This window comes from Pseudomonas sp. SW-3 (genome assembly GCF_016615645.1).
GTDB lineage: Bacteria > Pseudomonadota > Gammaproteobacteria > Pseudomonadales > Pseudomonadaceae > Aquipseudomonas > Aquipseudomonas mandelii.
Genome location: NZ_CP067098.1, coordinates 503,170 through 523,199 on the forward strand (window position 1 = coordinate 503,170; position 20,030 = coordinate 523,199).

At 56.0% G+C, this 20,030-nt stretch carries 15 protein-coding genes; 12 read left to right on the forward strand and 3 right to left on the reverse strand.

Annotated features, from left to right (window positions below):
• Nucleotides 1-72 precede the first annotated feature (72 nt).
• From putP to JIO00_RS02285, 12 genes are all read left to right on the forward strand, one after another.
• Nucleotides 73-1,557: a sodium/proline symporter PutP gene (gene putP, locus JIO00_RS02230; RefSeq protein ID WP_200667530.1), complete on the forward strand. Its 1,485-nt coding sequence runs from the start codon at nt 73-75 to the stop codon at nt 1,555-1,557.
• Between the two features lie 360 nt (nt 1,558-1,917).
• Nucleotides 1,918-3,936 carry a type VI secretion system Vgr family protein gene (locus JIO00_RS02235; protein ID WP_200667531.1) on the forward strand — a complete coding sequence of 673 codons (2,019 nt, stop codon included), beginning with the start codon at nt 1,918-1,920 and terminating at the stop codon, nt 3,934-3,936.
• Entirely contained in the window at nt 3,926-4,663 is a 738-nt protein-coding gene (locus tag JIO00_RS02240) for a DUF4123 domain-containing protein (protein ID WP_200667532.1), read from the forward strand. Before JIO00_RS02235 ends, JIO00_RS02240 begins: the two co-directional genes overlap by 11 nt.
• Nucleotides 4,663-9,426 carry an RHS repeat-associated core domain-containing protein gene (locus JIO00_RS02245; RefSeq protein WP_200667534.1) on the forward strand — a complete coding sequence of 1,588 codons (4,764 nt, stop codon included), beginning with the start codon at nt 4,663-4,665 and terminating at the stop codon, nt 9,424-9,426. The genes JIO00_RS02240 and JIO00_RS02245 overlap by 1 nt, the downstream gene beginning before the upstream one ends.
• 17 nt (nt 9,427-9,443) lie before the next feature.
• Entirely contained in the window at nt 9,444-9,863 is a 420-nt protein-coding gene (locus JIO00_RS02250; RefSeq protein ID WP_200667535.1) for a hypothetical protein, read from the forward strand.
• A 208-nt stretch (nt 9,864-10,071) separates the two neighbouring features.
• The gene (locus JIO00_RS02255) at nt 10,072-10,359 is read left to right on the forward strand and encodes a contact-dependent growth inhibition system immunity protein (RefSeq protein WP_200667537.1); all 288 of its coding nucleotides are present in this window, start codon (nt 10,072-10,074) and stop codon (nt 10,357-10,359) included.
• Nucleotides 10,360-10,515: 156 nt separating this feature from the next.
• A complete protein-coding gene (locus tag JIO00_RS02260) occupies nt 10,516-10,833 on the forward strand; it encodes a hypothetical protein (RefSeq protein ID WP_200667538.1) in 318 nt (105 codons plus the stop codon).
• Between the two features lie 90 nt (nt 10,834-10,923).
• Nucleotides 10,924-11,355, forward strand: coding sequence for a hypothetical protein (locus JIO00_RS29705; RefSeq protein WP_234452923.1), 432 nt, complete (start codon nt 10,924-10,926; stop codon nt 11,353-11,355).
• Nucleotides 11,355-11,771, forward strand: coding sequence for a hypothetical protein (locus JIO00_RS02270; RefSeq protein ID WP_200667539.1), 417 nt, complete (start codon nt 11,355-11,357; stop codon nt 11,769-11,771). The genes JIO00_RS29705 and JIO00_RS02270 overlap by 1 nt, the downstream gene beginning before the upstream one ends.
• 141 nt (nt 11,772-11,912) lie before the next feature.
• Nucleotides 11,913-12,203, forward strand: a complete 291-nt coding sequence (locus JIO00_RS02275; protein ID WP_234452962.1) for a hypothetical protein — start codon at nt 11,913-11,915, stop codon at nt 12,201-12,203.
• 488 nt (nt 12,204-12,691) lie between these two features.
• Nucleotides 12,692-13,015: a hypothetical protein gene (locus JIO00_RS02280; RefSeq protein WP_154912020.1), complete on the forward strand. Its 324-nt coding sequence runs from the start codon at nt 12,692-12,694 to the stop codon at nt 13,013-13,015.
• A gap of 710 nt (nt 13,016-13,725) precedes the next feature.
• Nucleotides 13,726-14,565: a 23S rRNA (adenine(2030)-N(6))-methyltransferase RlmJ gene (locus JIO00_RS02285; protein ID WP_010464314.1), complete on the forward strand. Its 840-nt coding sequence runs from the start codon at nt 13,726-13,728 to the stop codon at nt 14,563-14,565.
• A 150-nt stretch (nt 14,566-14,715) separates the two neighbouring features.
• Here JIO00_RS02285 and msrA read toward each other — a convergent pair whose 3' ends face one another.
• The 3 genes from msrA to JIO00_RS02300 all read right to left on the reverse strand — a co-directional run bounded on the left by msrA (nt 14,716) and on the right by JIO00_RS02300 (nt 19,853).
• Nucleotides 14,716-15,363 carry a peptide-methionine (S)-S-oxide reductase MsrA gene (msrA, locus tag JIO00_RS02290; RefSeq protein WP_077747678.1) on the reverse strand — a complete coding sequence of 216 codons (648 nt, stop codon included), beginning with the start codon at nt 15,361-15,363 and terminating at the stop codon, nt 14,716-14,718.
• Nucleotides 15,364-15,571: 208 nt separating this feature from the next.
• A complete protein-coding gene (locus JIO00_RS02295) occupies nt 15,572-18,265 on the reverse strand; it encodes a sensor domain-containing phosphodiesterase (RefSeq protein WP_083375203.1) in 2,694 nt (897 codons plus the stop codon).
• A gap of 193 nt (nt 18,266-18,458) precedes the next feature.
• Nucleotides 18,459-19,853, reverse strand: coding sequence for an alkaline phosphatase D family protein (locus JIO00_RS02300; RefSeq protein WP_200667541.1), 1,395 nt, complete (start codon nt 19,851-19,853; stop codon nt 18,459-18,461).
• Nucleotides 19,854-20,030: the final 177 nt, after the last annotated feature.

Sequence of the window (20,030 nt, forward strand, 5' to 3'; positions counted from 1 at the left end):
CTGTCAAACGTCGTCGTTTGCGCGCGGTTCACCAGCCGCCGCTACATAAAAACAAAGCCAGGGCGAAACTTAATGAGCGTTAGCAATCCAACTCTGATCACGTTCGTGATCTACATCGCAGCAATGGTGCTGATCGGCTTCATGGCCTATCGCTCCACCAACAACCTTTCTGACTACATTCTGGGCGGTCGTAGCCTGGGCAGCGTCGTGACGGCATTGTCCGCTGGCGCCTCCGACATGAGCGGCTGGTTGTTGATGGGCCTGCCGGGCGCCATCTACATGTCCGGTCTTTCCGAAAGCTGGATCGCCATCGGCCTGATCATCGGTGCTTACCTGAACTGGCTGTTCGTCGCCGGTCGTCTGCGCGTGCAGACTGAGCACAACGGCGATGCACTGACCCTGCCGGATTACTTCTCCAGCCGTTTCGAAGACAAAAGCGGCCTGCTGCGGATCATCTCCGCCGTCGTGATCCTGGTGTTCTTCACCATCTACTGCGCTTCCGGCATTGTGGCCGGCGCCCGTCTGTTCGAAAGCACCTTCGGCATGTCCTACGAGACCGCGCTGTGGGCCGGTGCTGCGGCGACGATTGCCTACACCTTCGTCGGCGGTTTCCTGGCCGTGAGCTGGACGGACACCGTACAAGCCACGCTGATGATCTTCGCCCTGTTGCTGACCCCGATCATCGTGCTGCTGGCCACCGGCGGCGTCGACACCACGTTCCTGGCCATCGAAGCGCAGGATCCAAGCAACTTCGACATGCTGAAAAACACCACCTTCATCGGCATCATCTCGCTGATGGGCTGGGGCCTGGGCTACTTCGGCCAGCCGCACATCCTCGCGCGTTTCATGGCGGCGGATTCGGTCAAGTCGATCGCCAAGGCACGTCGCATTTCCATGGCCTGGATGATCCTGTGCCTGGGCGGCACCGTCGCTGTAGGTTTCTTCGGTATCGCTTACTTCTCGGCACACCCCGAGCTGGCCGGCCCTGTGACCGAAAACCCAGAGCGCGTGTTCATCGAACTGGCGAAAATCCTCTTCAACCCTTGGGTTGCCGGTGTCCTGCTGTCGGCCATCCTGGCTGCGGTCATGAGCACCTTGAGCTGCCAACTGTTGGTGTGCTCGAGCGCCCTGACCGAAGACTTCTACAAAACCTTCCTGCGTAAAACCGCTTCCCAGGTTGAATTGGTCTGGGTCGGGCGCGCCATGGTGCTGCTGGTTGCCCTGATCGCCATCGCGTTGGCCGCTAACCCGGAAAACCGCGTACTGGGTCTGGTCAGCTACGCCTGGGCCGGTTTCGGTGCTGCGTTCGGTCCGGTGGTCCTGATCTCCGTGATCTGGAAAGACATGACTCGCAACGGCGCACTGGCCGGCATCCTGGTCGGCGCGATCACCGTGATCGTCTGGAAGCACTTCGAACTGCTGGGCCTGTACGAAATCATCCCGGGCTTCATCTTCGCCAGCCTGGCCATCTACATCGTCAGCAAGCTGGGCGCGCCGACTCTAGGCATGCTTCAGCGTTTCGCCGCTGCCGAGGCTGATTTCCGCCTGAACAAGTGATAGGGATGAGCTAAGGCTCTGAGCTTTCGCCGAACATGAAAACGGCCCGCTTCCTTTTGGAGGCGGGCCGTTTTTTTGTCTGCGGGAAAAGATTGGGTGTTTTTTATGGCCCTTTCGCGGGCAAGCCTCGCTCCTGCAGGGTTGGCGATTCGCCACAAAACTGTAGGAGCGAGGCTTGCCCGCGAAGAGGTCATCAGATGCAACACACTACTTTGCAGAGAATGTCTGTAGCCAAACATCCCAATTCTTGAAGGACAAATCCCTAAAAAAGTAGGGCAAATCTGATTTTCCTGTCCCTCCCTCAACACCCCTTGTCGCTCATGCAGAATCGCCCGCCCTCATTCTGCAGAGACACATCGGATGTTCGCTCCTGCCAATCAACCGCGTTTCACGTTGACGATCGACGGCGTCCAGATTGAGCTCAAGGTGCTTGAGTTCACAGGCACGGAAGCCATCAGCCAACCCTACCGCTTCGATCTGGAACTGGTCAGCGACCGGCCAGACATCGAGCTCGAAAACCTGCTGCATCGTCAGGCGTTTCTGAGTTTCGATGCACAAGGTTCTGGCGTACATGGTCAGATCTTTCGCGTAGGTCAAAGCGATTCCGGGAAACGTCTGACGGGCTATCAAATCAGTCTCGTACCGCGATTGGCTTACCTCGGTCAGCGCATCAACCAGCGGATTTTCCAGCACCAAAGCGTGCCAGCGATCATCGCGCAGGTCCTCAAGGACCATGGCATCCAGCGCGATGCCTTCGAGTTTCGGCTCGGCAGCGACTACTCACCGCGCGAATACTGCGTGCAATACGCCGAAAGCGACCTCGCGTTTATCCAGCGCCTGTGTGCCGAGATCGGCATTCATTACCACTTCCAGCACAGCCCCGACGAACATCTGCTGGTGTTTGGCGATGATCAGACGGTATTCCCGCGCCTGCCTGAGCCGACGCTGTACTTGCCGGGCAGTGGCATGGCGGCAGACGCGCCGGCCATCAAGCGTTTCAACGTGCGTCTGGAGACCCGCACCACGGCGGTCACCCGGCGCGATTACGACTTCCAGAAACCGCGTCTCTCCCTGGAAAACCGGGTCGACAGCGAACAGCGTCCGGTGCTGGAGGATTACCACTTTCCCGGCCAATTCACTGACCGCGAGCATGGCAAACAGCTGACACAGCGAGCGCTGGAACGGCACAACGCAGACTTTCGTCAGGCCGAAGGTCGTGGCGACGATTCTGCCTTGGTCAGCGGACATTTCCTGCACCTCGCCGAGCACCCGCGTCAGGTGTGGAACGACCTGTGGCTGATCACTGAAATCGAACACCGCGGCCGACAGCCGCAAGTGCTGGAGGAGTCGGCCACCAGTGATGACCCGGATGATTTCCAGGGTTATCGCAATACCTTTCTGGCGACGCCGTGGGATGTTTCATTTCGTCCACCACTGGGACCGGAAAAGCCGCGCATGCTCGGCTACCAACCTGCCGTGGTCACCGGTCCTGTCGACAGCGAAATCCATTGCGATGAGTTCGGCCGGGTAAAGGTCCAGCTCGCTTGGGACCGCGACGGTCAGCTCAATGAGCATTCCAGTTGCTGGTTGCGGGTCGCCACGGGCTGGGCCCACGACCATTACGGCAGCGTGCTGATCCCACGAGTGGGCATGGAAGTGCTGGTGGGTTTCATCGACGCCGATGCCGACAAACCGCTGGTGATGGGGTGCCTGCCCAACGCCGCAACACCGGTGCCGCTGGATTTGCCCGCCGAGAAGACCCGCAGCATTTTCCGCAGCCAAAGTAGTCCGGGCGGCGGCGGTTACAACGAATTGCGCATCGAGGATCGCAAAGGCGCCGAGGAAATCTACCTGCGCGCCCAGCGAAACTGGACCCAGCACGTGTTGAATGATCAGCAGGTGCAGGTCGATAACCAGCGCAGCATCGTCGTCACGGGGACCGCTCGCCATGAGCTGAAGGCTGACGAGCAACGCATCACCCACGGCCAGCGCCAGGCCGAAGTGAAGCTCGACGATCACTTGCTGGTGATGGGCGACCGGCACATCCGCGTGTCCAGTCAGGCGCTCAACGCCAGTCAGCAATTTCACGTCAGCGCCGGTCAGCAAGTGGTGATCGACGGCGGTGCCAGCGCGACGATTCAGGCGGGCGGGCAGTGGATCAACATCGGTCCTGGCGGGATTTTCAGCAGCGTTCCGATTCAGGTCGGGGGCGCGTTGATGCCGTCTATGGCCGCTACGCCCGTGTCGCCCAATACGCCGTTGAAACTCGTCGCCGCCCCAGCCGCCCTACTGAGCGCCGCACAGATCATGAGCCTGCAAAGCGACGCGCCGTTCTGTGAAGAATGCGAGCGCTGCAAGGACGGTGTCTGTGCCGCCTGATCGCATGTCACCCCACGACTGGCTGGAACGCCAACCGCTCAAACCCGGACAGCAGTTGTTCGCGATTTTCGGCAACGCCAGTGCGTCGCAGCCGATGAAAGCCTGGCAGCTCTCGACCCCGGCCCAAGCACCGAGCCCGATCTGGGCCGACACCACCTATGCCGAGTGGGAACCGGTGATGCCCTATGTAGGAATCGTTCCCGCAAGCAGTGAGTTTCTGCAGTGGGTCGCCACGACCGAGTCCCGTGATTGGGGTTGGCTGGCGGTTTCTTCTGCGTCTCAGGAAGCGCTGGTCGAACATCTGCGCAGCCTTACACAAGTGCTTTTGCCCAACGGCAGTGCGGTGTTTTTTCGGTTCTGGGATGGGCGTTATTTGCTGCCGATTCTTCAGTCTGCCGACGTTAACCCAACGCAGTTAATGCCTGTGCTTGACCGCTGTTTGATCAATGGGCAGCCGCTCGATATCGGCGGCAGCGCATTGAAAGTCTCCAGGGTTTTTCCGTGGTGGGAAGTGTCCGAATCGCTGCTCGACGACCTCGCCGCCGAGTCCGCGACAACCCGGATCAACAACTTGATGAAGTGGTTGAGCGAAGACCGTCCTGATCTTTTTGAGGCGTTTTCGGCGCGTGTATTGCGGCACAAGGTTGCGACCTTTCTGAAGACGCCGGACCTGCCTCAAGCACCGAAACAAGCCTTGGCGGATTACCTGATGGCGGAGCGGAACTGATGGACCAGATTGTGCGGATCGAGCAGGAGCTCGACGGTTTTAAAGACACGTTGGTTTTGTATCGCGAGCAGCTCGGCAGTTTCTTGAGTCGGAATGCGGACAAGATCAGCCGGTCGATGGACATGCCTTCGCTGATGGGCATGGAGCGGCTGATAAAGCTTGGCGATTCGACGACAGCGGTGAGCAGTCGCGACGATGATTTTCTCTCGGGCTTGGCACAGTGTCCTGCGAACGGAATTCTGGAGATCGAGAGCAAGTTTGAATCGGTTTATGACATCCCGTTGGGGAATATTCAGGTCGATGTGATCGCCATGGACGGGGGGGAAAGCACCGCGGTCCCGCTCGACGAAAACGGCAAGGGACAGTTCGAAGGCACGCCTGGCAAGTTCTATCGCGTTCATGTCCAGAGTGACGTTTCATCGGATCAAATTGAAGACCTGTTCTCCTCTTACGATGGCCTGACCCAAGAACTGGACAGTTGGCTGCGCAACGAGTGGGAAGGGTTCAAGCCGCAATGGTCGCAGTCGACATTTGCGGCCGCCGGTAATGGAATACTCGCGGGAAGTTGGGAGGCGATTACCGGTGTCTGGGACAGCATCAGCCTGCTCTCGGACATTCTCCAGGATCCCCGAAAGTTCGTTGGCCGCTTGGGCGATGGGGCCGACAAGCTTGCCGAACTGGCAGAGAAACTCCCGGCAACAATGGAAAAGGTCCAGCTGCTGTTCAGCGATGAAGCGGCCCTTTGTCTGTTGCTGCGCACGGCAAGCCTCTGGCTGGAGATGCTGCCCCCCAGTGAAATCGCCGGCAAAACTGCCGAAGCGCTTTCAACCGTGGTGGTGCAACTGCTCATCGATATTCTTATCGGGCTTGTTCTGACTTTTGCGGGCGCAGGCGCAGGCGTTGCCTATTTGGGGATGCGCCTTGCCAACTACGGCGCCCGAATCGTCGACGCTGTTGTGGGCTTCGTCAAAGCCATCTTCAACATCATTAACAGCTTCATTACCTACGTTGACCGCTACAAAAAAGTGGCCGCACGCGGTGTAGTGGCAGGCCTGAAAAAAGGCCGCATGCAACTGCGCTGGGACGCCAAACGCAACACCACACTCAAACAAGACGAACACCACGACAACGTCCCGGATCAGGCGAAAAACCCCAACGGCGACAGTGCCGATTCCGTCGATAAAACCGCCACCAACAAATGCCCGGTGTCGATGGTTACCGGCGAAGAACTGCTGACCCTCATCGACGGTTCGCTGGACGGCATTCTGCCGTTCGACTTTGTCCGGCTCTATCGCACCAGTGCCGCCGAGATTGATTGCGGCTTGGGCTTCGGCTGGAGCCACTCGCTCTCCCATCGACTGGAAGTCGACGGCGACACCGTCGTCTGGATCGACCACGAGAACCGTCGCACCACGTTCCCGCTGCCGTCCGCTGAACGCCCGGCGATTCATAACAGCCTGTCGCGCGCCGCGATTTACGTTGGCAATGAACCCGAAGAATTGATCCTCGCCGTCGCCGGCGACGAGTCACGTTTCTACCATTTTCGTAATGGTTTTCTCACAGCGATCAGCGACCGATACGACAACCGCCTGTGCATAACCCGCGATCGTCAGGGCCGCATTCGGCGCCTCGACAACGGTGCGGGCCGCGCCTTGTTGTTGCGTTATGAATGCAGTCACTTGGTCGCCGTCGATTATCAGGTTTTCGCCCCGGCCCAAACCCTGGACGAAGCCTGGAAGACCGAACAGACCCTGGTCGGTTACCGCTACGACGAACGCGGTCGACTCATCGAAGCCACCAATGCCGCCGGCGAAAGCGAGCGCTACGACTACGACGATCAGCACGTCATTCTCCAGCGGCAATTGGCCGGTGGGGCGAGTTTCTTCTGGGAGTGGGAAAGGTCCGGCAAGGCCGCCCGATGCATCCGCCACTGGGCGTCGTTTGCGCAGATGGACGCGCAATATGCCTGGGATGACCAGGGCAGCGTCACCGTCCACAACATCGACGGCAGCGAAGAGGTTTACGTCCACGACGACCGGGCGCGGCTGGTGCGCAAGGTCGAACTGGATGGCGGTGAACACCTCAAGGCCTACGACGACCAGGGGCGGCTGATTGCCGAGCAGGACCCGCTCGGCGCGGTCACCGAATACCGCTACGACGAAGTCGGACGCTTGGTGGCGCTGATTCCGCCAGAAGATGAGCCAACGGCCTACGAGTATCGCAACGGTTTCCTGCACGCACGCTATCGCGGCAAAGCGGTGTGGAAGTATCAGCGCAATGCGCAGGGGGATGTCACCGAAGCGACCGATCCCGATGGCCATGTCACCCACTATCACTACGACGAAAAAGGTCAGTTGCTGTCGATCCGCTACCCGGACACCAGCCGGCATGTCTTCGTCTGGAATGGCCTGGGGCAACTGGTCGAAGAGACGCTGCCGGACGGTGGCGTACGGCGGTTTTCCTACGATGCGCTCGGGCGGCAGATTACCCGTCAGGACGAAAACGGCGCGGTCACGAAGTCGCTATGGGACGCTGTTGGCCGACTGATCCAGACGATTCTTCCTACCGGTGCAAGTCGCGTCTACAGCTACAACGCCTACGGAAAAATCACCGCCGAACGCGACGAACTCGGCCGCGTCACCCGCTACGAATACCTCGACGACCTTCACCTGGTCAGCCGCCGGCTCAATGCCGACGGCACCCAGCTGAAGTATCGCTACGACAACGCGCAGCTGTTGCTCACGGAAATCGAAAACGAATCCGGCGAAAAATATCAGTTGGCCTACACCCCCGGCGGATTGATCCGACAGGAAACCGACTTCGACGGCCGACGCACGGCGTATGGCTACGACCTCAACGGCCATCTGCTGGAGAAAACCGAGTTTGGCGACGATGGTTCGCAGCTCGCCACCGCCTATGAACGAGACTCGGCAGGGCGCTTGCTGGTCAAAACGCTGCCCGACGGCGTCAAGGTCGAATACCGCTACGACAGCCTCGGTCGACTGATTGGCGTCGATGACGGGCACGAGCATCCGCTGGAATTCGAGTACGACCAACAGGATCGGCTGATCACCGAGCATCAGGGTTGGGGCACGCTGCGTTATGGCTACGATGCCTGCGGCCAACTCAATCGCCTGCGCCTGCCGGACGGCAGCAAACTCGATTATCACCACGCCAAGGGCGGCGCACTGACCGCCATCGATCTCAACGGCGCAAGGCTTTCCAGCCACCAATTTGCGTTTGGTCGCGAGCAGCAACGTCAGCAAGGCCAACTGCTCAGCGAATATGCCTACGACGATCAAGGCCGCTTGAAGGCCCACGCTGTCAGACAGCAGCACCAAACGCTGTATCGCCGCGACTATGCCTACAGCGCCAATGGCAATCTCGACAGCATCGCCGACACCCGTCACGGCCAACGCAACTACCAATACGACCCGCTCAACCGTCTGACCCGCGTCCGCCACACCCGCGACCACCCGCCGGAAAGCTTCGCCCACGACCCGGCCGGTAACCTGCTGATGCAGGATCGGCCTGGCTTGGCGACCGTTAAAGGCAATCGCCTGCTGATGCAGGGCGACCGCCATTACGACTACGACGCCTTCGGCAACCTGGTTCGTGAACGTCGCGGCACCGCGCAAAAACTCGTCACCGAATACCGCTACGACTGCCAGCACCGATTGCTCGGCGTTACCACCCCGGACGGCCGCAGCGCAAGCTACCGCTACGACGCCTTCGGCCGCCGCATCGCCAAAACCATCGACGGCAAAACCACCGAGCTCTTCTGGCAAGGCGACAACCTCATCGCCGAAAGCAGCCGCGAACACTACCGCAGCTACGTCTACGAACCCGGCAGCTTCCGCCCGCTGGCGATGCTCGACGGCAAAGGCCCACGCAAAGCCTGCCCGTTCTACTACCAACTCGACCACCTCGGCACACCGCAGGAACTGACCGATTTTGGTGGCGAGATCGTCTGGTCAGCGAAGTACAACGTCTACGGCAAAGTCACGCGCCAGACGTTCGGCGGGGGCGAGCAGCTTGAACAGCCGTTGCGGTTTCAGGGGCAGTATTTTGATGCCGAGAGCGGTCTGCACTACAACCGGCATCGGTACTATGATCCGGAGGTTGGACGGTACCTGACGCCGGACCCGGTCAAGTTGGCGGGTGGGCTGAACCAGTATCAGTACACGCCGAATCCGACGGGGTGGGTTGATCCGTTGGGGTTGAGTTCGACGGACTGTCCATCGCCGAAGAATAAAAAAAATGTAGGCTGTTCATCACCCGATGGCGTCAGCAAAGCTGCCATCAACGCCGGTGATCCGACTCTTCCGAAACCATTGCCCAAAGAACAGGCTAAACGCCAAGTGCTAGCGTGGGAAAAAGAATACGCGATGCATACTGTTGAGAAACATTCACCTGACATCCCAGATAAAGCCTTGAAACAGCGCACTATTGATGGGAGTCACCCAACAAAAAAAGGGGTTAAGGAAAAAATTAACTCAAGCACGCAATTTACTAGTTGGACTTTACAGTGCCAAGCGATCGGATATGCTATTGCAAAAATGAATAAAAAGATTCCTGAGCCTACCGGGTATGATAAAAACGGTAATCCGGTTGTTCGGGTGAAAATTCCAGGCGTGGGGAGAGGATATAAGCCTAATTATAAGGATCTGGATAATCCAAAGTTCGTAGAAGTTATGAATGAAGCAGAAATACGGTTTGATAAGGAAAATATTAAACGTCCCTTTACGGCATTTACTAGATAGAAACGAGGTATAGATAATTGAAATCACCATTTGAAAATGTAAATTTGCCTTGGGAGCCTCGTCTTTCGTATCTGCTGGCAGGCCTTGAAATATATGATCGGGAGGACACGGTAGGAGGTGTTATTCGTAAATATAATCCTAATGCTAGTCAGGATAGATGTGAAATTATTGAAAGGTTCGTACTTCGCAGTCTGGATTATCTTAGTTATAGGCACCGATTTGCTTTGTTGAAAGTACTTGAAATAGCCTTGGCTGATGATTGCTTTGATTTTTCGACGCAATTTGAAAGTGATTGTGAGGAATGTAGCACCATTGCGTGGGATGAAACGGAGATCGAAAATCCCCGTGGTTTTTTTGAAGATATATATCGATTGGCATGTGCAGAGTGGAAAGATGATCTTCAAAGAGCAGCGTTAGAAGATCAGTCCACTTGGTAGCGAACAAAAAGGTGCCGGATTTTTATTTTTACCACTTTGCTGCGCTTGCCTTGGTTACAGCAACAAAGGGGGCCAGCAAAGCAACAAAAGGGACGGGTTTGTTTTTCTGTCAGCTTCGAATGTGTTGGTAGTGTTGATAAGGGCAATAAATAAATTCGTCAACTTTTGCACTTTTTACACGTCCCATTTTTTCAGGGTATGCAGAATAATGAGTACAGGATTTCCGGCACTGTTCCAGTTTTTGGCAGACTATTTCCATGAAGATTGGTGCTGTGATCATGCGTCAGAAGATGATGTCGTCCGGGCGTTCGTTGCAGAATCATCTCAGGAACGAATTTCTCAAGTGAAGGATGAGTTGCAGGTGGTATTGCGAACTGTCCAGAGTGAAGAGGAGTTACAGACGTTTTTGATTGAAGAAATGGGATGTGCCTACTACTCCCCCTATGCGTGGTGCTCAGTAAAAACTTGGTTAGAGCATGTTTTTGACATGCTTTAGAAAGTGCCTTGCTTAATTTTCGGTACGAATGTCGAGGGTATGTGTAGAAAAAATAAATCTGCCCCTTCTTTGCGTTATCAAAGTCAAACCTGACGGTTATCAACTCGGTCACGGAACTGGCTTTGTTGCCGGTGAAGAATATCCAGGAATATCGAAATGATAGAGTTTCCAGTTTCAGACGGCACTATTGAAAAGATGATGTGTGAGCGCGAACGCGTTCTTATAGAGTTTCTTGATTGGCAGGAGGAACGTTGGGTAATTATTTTTGAGAATGTTTTAGGTTTCAATTCTGTTGGAGCAATAGGTGCGGAGGTGTCAGAATTTTTTGTGATGGATGAGACGCCGTTATCGAAGGAGTTAATTTTGATTGATTCTTCGGATGCTGGGCTAAGCTACTGTTTCACTTGTGCTCGCGAATGCAACATTGTTTTGATAGTGGTAGCGAGCGGATACACTGTTGAAAAGTGTGATTGAAGAATAATCAAAGTAAATCCGTCCCTTTTGCCCGGTTTGTGCGGCTGATGTCGGTTACGGAGATGAAGTGCATGAAGAAAGGAAATTATTATGATGGGTAAGCTTCTTAGGGGTGTTTTTAGTAAATATAAAAAGGGTGCCGAAGCGCCAATTGCGGATACGAATGGAGCGGAAAATTCGAGCTCCGCTGTTCAGCATCAACCTATGCAGTGCGAACCTGGTGGTGAAAGCAAGAGGTGGAGAGCCGTTCCAAGCTCTAGGTTTATAAGCCATAGAGCGCAGTTGAATGCTTATAATGAAGCGATGACAAGGGAGGCTAGAAAAATGTCTCGTTTTACGGGGGAGGATAGTAAAGGAAATTTGTTAGTAAGAATGGAGGCTGAAAATGTAGGTCAGGGATATGAGCCTAATCCTTTAAACCCAGAAAATCCGCGTTTCATTCCTCAGATGAATGCCTTTGAGATGAAATTCGACTTTGAGACATTGCAGCCTATAGCGCTTTATCCGATAGAGAAAGTTTAATGCTGATGCATCCGTATCTGAATATTCCATATAATCCAAGTGTAGAGCACTTTCTCGGTGGGTTCGATATATATGATCGCGAGGAGAGTCTTGGGGTTGAGTTGTCGGCGTACAATCCTGAGTGTCCCTCAGATAGAGAGTTTTTAATATCCCGGTTTATTGTAAAACGCTTCGCTGCGTTGAGTTATCGGCACAAGTTTGTTTTGTTCTTTGTGTTGGGAGAGGCTCTTGATGGTGACTCGAGTGTGTTTGCTGAAATTTTGGAACATGATTCGAGGTCTCATTCCTCGCTTCCTCTTGGGTGGAATGAAATGAAAGATCCAAAGGCGTTTTTTGAGGACGTGTACGTCAAATTGTCCGAAGCGTGGGTTGATGATCTGTATAAAGCGAGTCAGGAGGACTTTTCAACTTGGTGAGGACTGGTACTTAAGCTAAGGACCAGAATTCAGAATAATTAGCACTGGATTTTCCGCGTTATTCCAAGTCCTTGCTCAACAAATAAATACGTACCATGTATGTTGATGAGTGATATTTGACGGACTGCTGCTTTGAAGATAGTGAAATTTACTCGCTTTGATGATGTCGATCACGATGTTGGATATGCGTACCGCGGTTATAACTACGACATACAGAACGAAGAGGATGTGTTTCTGATCAGACTTTACGATGACGATCCCGGACAGGCAACGGTAGTAAGTCCGACTACGATGTCTAAAAACGGTAACCTAACAAAACTTGTTGAGTTCTTACAGGCCGAGTTAGGAGTTTCCAAGATCTGTCTCTACAAGGGCGATTTGGGGAGCTACGCCGAGATCGATCTTGATAGCTTGGCGTTCTGTTCCGTCTGAAGTCGGTGGCGAGAGAGTGGCAGGCGTTTTTACACACTCGGGGCCGAATTCTGTCGTTGCTGAGCGGCAGCTATAGGTGGTGGATTCAACAGGCGGCGAAATCAAGCCAAGCTTCAGTGAAGCCTTTCGCCACGTTTGCTTTTTTGAGCGAAATTTCTGGGCAAGCTCCTCGGAAGTTTCCTTCAACTCGTATCGGCTTCCATGAACTGGTTTGAAATGCATTCCATCGATAGTCTTTGGCAGTCACTGAAAATTCAGTGGCGGGGTGTAGGAGCCCTTCAAAGTCGTTGGAAATGTATTAGCGTCGAAGCTTGGTTTGCGGCCGTGAACGTGCGTCCGTAAGATCAGTTGCGGCGGTTGTGCGCGGGCACGCTTCGGCGTGGTCGAGTTTTCCAAAGGCCTCGATACTCCTACCCCGCGCATAACTGCCACCCCAGCCTGTAGGAGGGCTGATGGCAGTTCCTGTTTACTGTCTTTGGAATTTGAAAATGAAAAATCTTCACCCCGATCCACCCTACGAAAAACCAATCCCCCACCCCAAAAACCGCTTCATGGCCCTCACCAGCAACTGCACCGACATGCCCACGCTGTTCGTCGATACCCACGCGCCGCTCGATGTTTTATATGACGCCGCCAGCTATCGAATTCGCGCGGTGACGCAGGTGCTTGAGAACATGTCGATGCGCGGTTCGGTTGAGTGTGAGTCGTTCATTCTTAGTGATTTTGCGTTGCTGTGTGCCATTCCTTTGCGGGATGGGTGTGATGTGCTGGATGTGATTGGGCGGAGGTTGAGGGCCCGGCCTTCGGAATAGCGTCCAGTTGCTTCTGTGGCGATGGGGTTCCCCTCGCCGCAGACGTTAGTTGGAGATAAACCGGTCTTGAGTCTTGATGAAGCGGTCAAATGCCACTGAGTTGTAAACTTCCAAACACCCATAAAACACCATTTTTTGGTTCAAGTGCTTGCTGTTTGAAGATGTCTGGTTGTAGGCCGTTAATATGTAGTCAGTTGTTTCTTTGTAGGGGTCGTGCAGTACCTGAAGCGTGTCTTCATTTTGAAGAATGGTGTGCATTCCTTTGCCCATGAAGGAGAAGGCGCCAGCCCGTCAGGCCGATGTCTTTCTCTAATGCTGACTTTTCATTGAATGGCTTCAAGATGCAGTGACTTAGACCATAGTTCTTTAACGATTGACGCGCTTCTTCGGTGTGTTGTTCGTTAGAAACGACGAAGCCTGAATACAGTAGGCATAAAAAAGAAATGGCTGGAATACGCATTGGTTTTTCGACTTCCTGTCGGACGTTGAGATCAGTGTAGCGCCAGGGCGTTGGTAAGTATCTTCCGTTACCGACCGAGGATTGGGGGGGCAGGAGTCACAGGATGGCAGGTTTTGGATCTGCTTCGCAGCCCAACGGGGGCAAGCGCCCTCACCACAGGGTTTGTGGGGCTGCAAGTGCCCGCTCAGCCGCGAACCCCTGACGTTCGCCTCGGTACAAGGTAAACTTCCCGGCCTTCGCAGGAGCAATCATGAATTATCGTCACGCCTTCCATGCCGGCAATCACGCCGATGTGTTCAAACACCTGACTCTGACCCGCATCATCGCCCTGATGTCGCGCAAGGAGCAGCCGTTTGCCTATCTCGACACTCACGCCGGCATTGGTCTGTATGACCTGCAGGGTGATCAGGCGAGCCGTACCGGTGAGTACCTGGAAGGTATTGCGCGTCTGTGGGATCAGCCGGATCTGCCAGCGCTGACCGCCGACTACATGAAAGTGCTGCACGACATGAACCCGGATGGCCAGTTGCGCTATTACCCGGGGTCGCCGGAGTTGGCGCGGCGGCTGACGCGGCCGCAGGATCGGGTGATGCTCAACGAGAAGCACCCCGAAGATGGTTTGCTGCTCAAGGACAACATGGCCGGTGATCGTCGGGTGAAGGTACATCTGGGCGAAGGCTGGCATGTGCCGCGGGCGATGTTGCCGGTGCAGGAGAAGCGGGCGGTGATGTTGATTGATCCGCCGTTCGAGCAGCTCGATGAGATGCAGCGTTGCGCGGCGTCGCTGAAAGAGGCGATTGGCCGGATGCGGCAGACGGTGGCAGCGATCTGGTACCCGGTGAAGGATCAGCGCATGTTGCGACGTTTTTATCAGGATCTGGCGGGCACGGGCGCGCCGAAGTTGTTGCGTGTGGAGTTGCTGGTGCATCCGCTGGATACGCCGAACAGTTTGAATGGCTCTGGATTGGCGATTGCCAATCCGCCGTGGGGCCTGGAAGAGGAATTGCGTGAGTTGCTGCCGTGGTTGTCCAAGAAGCTTGGGCAGACCCAGGGCGGGTGGCAGATGGATTGGTTGATTGCTGAGAGTTGATGGCTGATCAGATGGATTGATGGCGTCTGATCGGACGCCTTCGCGGGCAAGCCTCGCTCCTACAGGGATCGATATCTGAGCACAATTTTGTGATCGACATAAATCCTGTAGGAGCGAGGCTTGCCCGCGAAGCTTTTCAGAGCCCGAGAGTTAGATCGGGCAGGTAACGCCCGTACCACCAATCCCGCAATACCCTTCAGGGTTCTTCGCAAGGTACTGCTGGTGATACGCTTCGGCGAAGTAGAACGTCGGCGCTTCATCGATTTCAGTGGTGATTTCGCCTTTCCCGGCCTTGGTCAACTCAGCCTGGAACACGTCCTTGCTGTGTTTGGCGGCGGCCAGTTGCGTCGGGTTGGTCGCATAGATCACCGAGCGGTACTGAGTGCCGATGTCGTTGCCCTGACGCATGCCTTGCGTCGGGTTATGCAATTCCCAGAACATTTTCAGCAGTTCTTCGTAGCTGACTTTGGCCGGTTCGTAGACCACCAGCACCACTTCGCTGTGGCCGGTCAGGCCCGAACAAACTTCTTCATAGGTCGGGTTCGGGGTAAAACCGCCGGCATAACCCACCGCCGTGCTGACCACGCCTTCACGTTGCCAGAACTTGCGTTCCGCGCCCCAGAAGCAGCCCAGGCCGAAGATCGCGAAATCCACGTCCATCGCGAACGGACCCAGCAGTGGGGCGTCGTGGACGAAGTGTTTTTCCGGCACGGTCATCGGGGTTTCACGGCCGGGCAGAGCTTGTTCTTTGGTAGGGAGCACGTTTTTGTTCACCAGGATTTCCGAGCGCAAGACCATCATCAGTCCCCTCAGTCAGGTTGAATTTAAATTGTCAGACACGCAGTTTGCCCAATGCCGGCCGGTTACGCACTACCCCTATGCGAGCGTGCCTGCTTGCGATAGCGGCGGGACATTAAACATTGATGGCGACTGACACACCGCTATCGCGAGCAGGCACGCTCCCACCGGGGATTACGGTGTTCCACAGGGATTTTGCGGTGTGCTGTCAGACGAGCGGCCCGCGTGGGTAGCGCTTGAGCTTTTCGATCAGCTCGGCGCCGGGGATGGGGCGGTCGAACAGGTAGCCCTGGCCGACATCGCAGCGGTGGCGACGCAAGAACGCAAGCTGCTCGGCCGTCTCGATCCCTTCCGCCACGACCTTGAGTTTCAGGTTATGGGCCATGGCGATCACCGCGGAGGTGATTTCCATGTCGTCCTGGTTGTCCGGGATTTCGTGGATGAAGCTTCGGTCGATCTTGATGATGTCGATCGGGAATTTTTTCAGGTAGCTGAGCGACGAGTAACCGGTGCCGAAATCGTCCATGGCCAGGGTCAGGCCCAGGCGCTTGAGTTGATCGAGCTGCAAGTGGGTGTCTTCGGTGGCTTCCAGCAGCAGGCCTTCGGTCAGTTCCAGCTCCAGCAGGTTCCCCGGCAGCGCTTCTTCCTTGAGGATGTTGGCGATGGACGCCACCAGGTCCGGGTCGGAGAACTGCTTGGGCGACAAGTTGATCGCCACTTGAAGATTGCCCAGGCCGGCGGCGGTCAGGTCTTTGCTCATGCGGCAGGCCTGGCGGGCGATCCATTTGCCGATCGGGATGATCAGGCCGGTTTCTTCGGCAACGCTGATGAACTGGTCCGGGCGGATCATGCCCTTTTCCGGGTGGTTCCAGCGCAGCAGCGCTTCCATGCCCAGCAGGCGACCACTGCGCAGGCACAGTTTGGGCTGATAGAACACGTCCAGCTCATTCTGGGTCAGGGCGCGGCGCAGGTTGTTTTCCACGAACAGCTTGTAGCTGGCCTCGGCGTTCAGTGCTTCGGTGAACACCTGGACCTGGTGTTTGCCATTGGCCTTGGCCTTGTGCAGCGCCAGGCCGGCGTTGCGCATTAATGTCTGTGGATCGCGACCGTGCAGCGGCGCGCAGGCCAGGCCCACGGAGCCGGTGACGCTGATCAACTGGTTATCGACGAACATCGGCTTGTCGAGGGTCGCCAGCAATTGGTTGGCGACGTGCTGCCCCATCGCGAGGTCGGTGTTGTCCAGCAGCACGGCGAATTCGTTACTGGCGAATCGCGCCAGGCTGCCGCTCGGGCTCAGGCTGTTGCGCAGGCGCCGGGCCAGGCTGATCAGCAGTTTGTCGCCGGTCTGGTGGCCGAGGCTGTCGTTGATGCGCTTGAAGTTGTCGATGTCCACCAGGAGCAGGCTGATCGGCGTATCGCTGTCCCGGGCGAAGCGTTCGTCGAGGTTGCGGATGAACGCCGGGCGGTTGCCAAGGTTGGTCAGGTTGTCGGTGTAGGCCAGGCGCTCGATGCGCTGCTGGGCGAGCTTGGTCTGGGTGATGTCTTCGTAGATGCCGATGTAATGCGTCAGCTCGCGGTTGTCGCCGTAGACCTTGGAAATCGACAACTGGCCCCAGTAGGGTTCGAGGTTTTTACGGCGGCTTTTGAACTCGCCCTGCCAGCTGTTGCTCTTGGCCAGCGCCGAGGGCGCGTCGAACAGCAGTTCGCTGAGGTTCTCCAACGCAGGCAGTTCCGATAGCCGCTGGCCGTGGACTTCCTCGGTGGTGTACTGGGTGATCGCCGTGAAACTTGGGTTTACGTACTCCACCACGCCATCGCAATTGACCAGCAGAAAGGCGTTGGCGCTTTGCTCCACCGCACGCTGGAACAGGTGCAGGGCGCTGGTGGCGGTGCGGCGGTTGTGGTTGTTGATGACTTGGGCGAACTGATCCGCCAGCTCGCCGGCAAAGGCGATTTCATCCGACTGCCAGGCACGGGTCGCGCCAGTCTGTTCCAGGCACAGCACGCCGACCACTTGGCCGTCGACGCGGATACTGGCGTCGAGCATGGCGTTCACATCGCGCGGGCGCAGGTGTTCGGCCATTTCCCGGGTACGCGGATCGCGAATGGCGTTGTGCGCATCGATGGCGCGGCTGCCGTGCAAGGCGTCGAGGTAATCCGGGAAGCCGCTGACGTCGATCGGTTCCGGCAGCTGATATTCCCCGGAGGTGCGGTGATAGGCCGAGATCGGCACCAGCAGCGAGCCTTCGAGGTTCCACAGGCTGGCGCAGTCGATTTCATAGATGTCGCAAGCGCTGCGGGTAATCAGTTCGGCGGCTTCTTGCAGGGAATTGTTGGTGCTGTAGCGCTGGCGGGTCAGCAGCAGGATCAAGTCTTGCTGGGCGCGGACCCGATCCAGATGCTGCAGTTGTTCCAACTGGGCGCGCTGATTGAGCTCCAGGGCGATTTGCAGGCGCGAGTTCTGGGTTTCCAGGTCCAGCGACGGCAGCAGCGGTTCACCCTCGAACAAGCCGTCCACGACCATCAGGTAACCGCGCAGAAGGTGTCGATTGTGTTGTCGGTAGGCTTCGCCCAGTTCGAGCAGGCTCAAGGAGCCTTTGGCGGTGTGCAGGTTGTAGCGGATCAGGTAATGCGGGCTCTCTCTGAGTTGCTGCTGAATCGCGTCGTGCAGTTGATAGCGCGCTTCAGGCTCCATCAGGCTGGCATAAGGCGAGTCGACCAAGGCACAAAGCTCCACGGCCGGCAGACCAAATTGTCGTTCGCAATTGGGATCGAGAAACAGGAGTGCCCAGCTAGCTTCATTCAGCCGTTCGAAACGCAGCATGCCGAGCCGCGAGGGCACAGGCAATTGCGTCACTACCTCGGCCACCATACGGCTGGCGGCATCAGGTTGGCTTTTCATTGAGGGAAACTCGCTTCGAATGTGCTGATCGCGCCGGGCTCTCGCCCTCTTTACTGTTGCCTGCGGCAAGGTTGCATCATTGCGACACTGACTGACAAGAGACATGAAGGCCAAGTGCTATAAGAATATGTCGGCAGGGGCGAGGATTTCTCCAGCCAGGGCCGAAAACTAATGTATTTGGCCTTCATTTTCCTTAGTGCAGCGGGATGTTGATCGATTGCAGGCGCCGGCCGTTCCGGTCGTGGTAACTGACCTGAATCTGCTCCCGATCCACCACCAGATGAGCAAAGTTGTCTTCGCTGACCACCTTGCTGGTCAGTTCATGTCGATAATCTCCCGCTGCGGTACGTGCCAGCGCCTGGTTCAGAATGAAGGTGGACTCGGAGGCATAGGGCAGCAATTTACTGTTGCACAGTGGGGACGAGACGATGGTGTGCACGTCGAAGTCCGGATCCTCGCTGTGGGTCAGGCGGCTGGTCAGTGAGCCGTGGACATCGCCGGAAACGAAGATGACGTTCTTGATGCGATGCGTGCGAATCGTCTCCAGCAACCGCAGGCGTTGTTCCGGGAAGGCTTTCCAGGCGTCATCGCCGTTGAGTTTGCGGTCGGGGTAGAACATCACGCTGGTGACCACGAACTTGACCCGGGCCGGGCTGTGGATCAGCCATTTGCACAGTGCCTGTTCCTGCTCATCGTCGAGGATGCGTCGATCATTGGGCGACAAGTTACGACGGGTTCGGCTGTCGGTGACAAACCATTCAATATCGCCTTCGGCGAACTGATACCAATACTGTTCCAACTTTCGGCTTACTTGACCGTTGGGTAATAAGTCATGCGCCGGACTGTGGCTGGCTTGGTATATCTCATAGGCTGCCATGGCGTTCTTATATAAATAGGCATCGGCCTTGCTTTCGTTGGTGGGCCAGTTGTCTTCTATTTCATGATCGTCGAGGATCATGTAAGTCGAGGTGTTGGACATTAATCGGGCGATGTTCGGTTGGGAAAACGCCGCGCGATATTTACTGAGTATTTCCTTGTATTCCCGGTCGGGAGCAATAACGTTCAGATCATCGACGTAAATTTGATCACCCGTCATTAACATCGCGCTGATGGGCGGCTCGGCCTGCTGCACAAGTTCGGTGATCGAGGCAAAAATACGGTCGCCCAGATGAGGTGCCGAAGGGATGCCTGCGGTCATGCGCAGGTAGCGGCATGAGCCGACGATGTACGCCCTCGGTGTGTTGGCCTTGCTGGACAGGGTGCGAAATCGATAAATCTCCCGTGGCCATTGCAGCGGCAGTTCCTGAACGGTCTCCACGGTGTGCACCGGGCTCATGGGGCTGAACCATCCGGCCTGGTATTCATAGTCGGTATCGGTGGCGAGGTTGTTGAGTGCAATCACATCGGACATATCGCGCAAGATCGACAGTTTGGCCAAGACACCTTGCGACCAACGCTCTTCCCCCGCGCGCCGATAACGAATGCCGGCAAATACCAGCGAGTTGTCTTGACGTTCTCCCCGCAAAAAAATACGTACGTGATTAGTTGTAGTGTGGCCAATAATAGGGCCGACAGTTGGTTTAAACATGTTCGAATCCGTTCGAAATAACGTTAACTAAGCAAATGAGATTTTCAGTATTTAAAAGAAAATGCTGTCGAACTAAGCCTAGTTATTAAACGGCAAAAAATATCGAGCGAAAGCCGCCATGAGTTGTGGGCGGTGTAAGCCACGGCTGTAGGAAATTACTTTGTTCAAGGCAAAAAA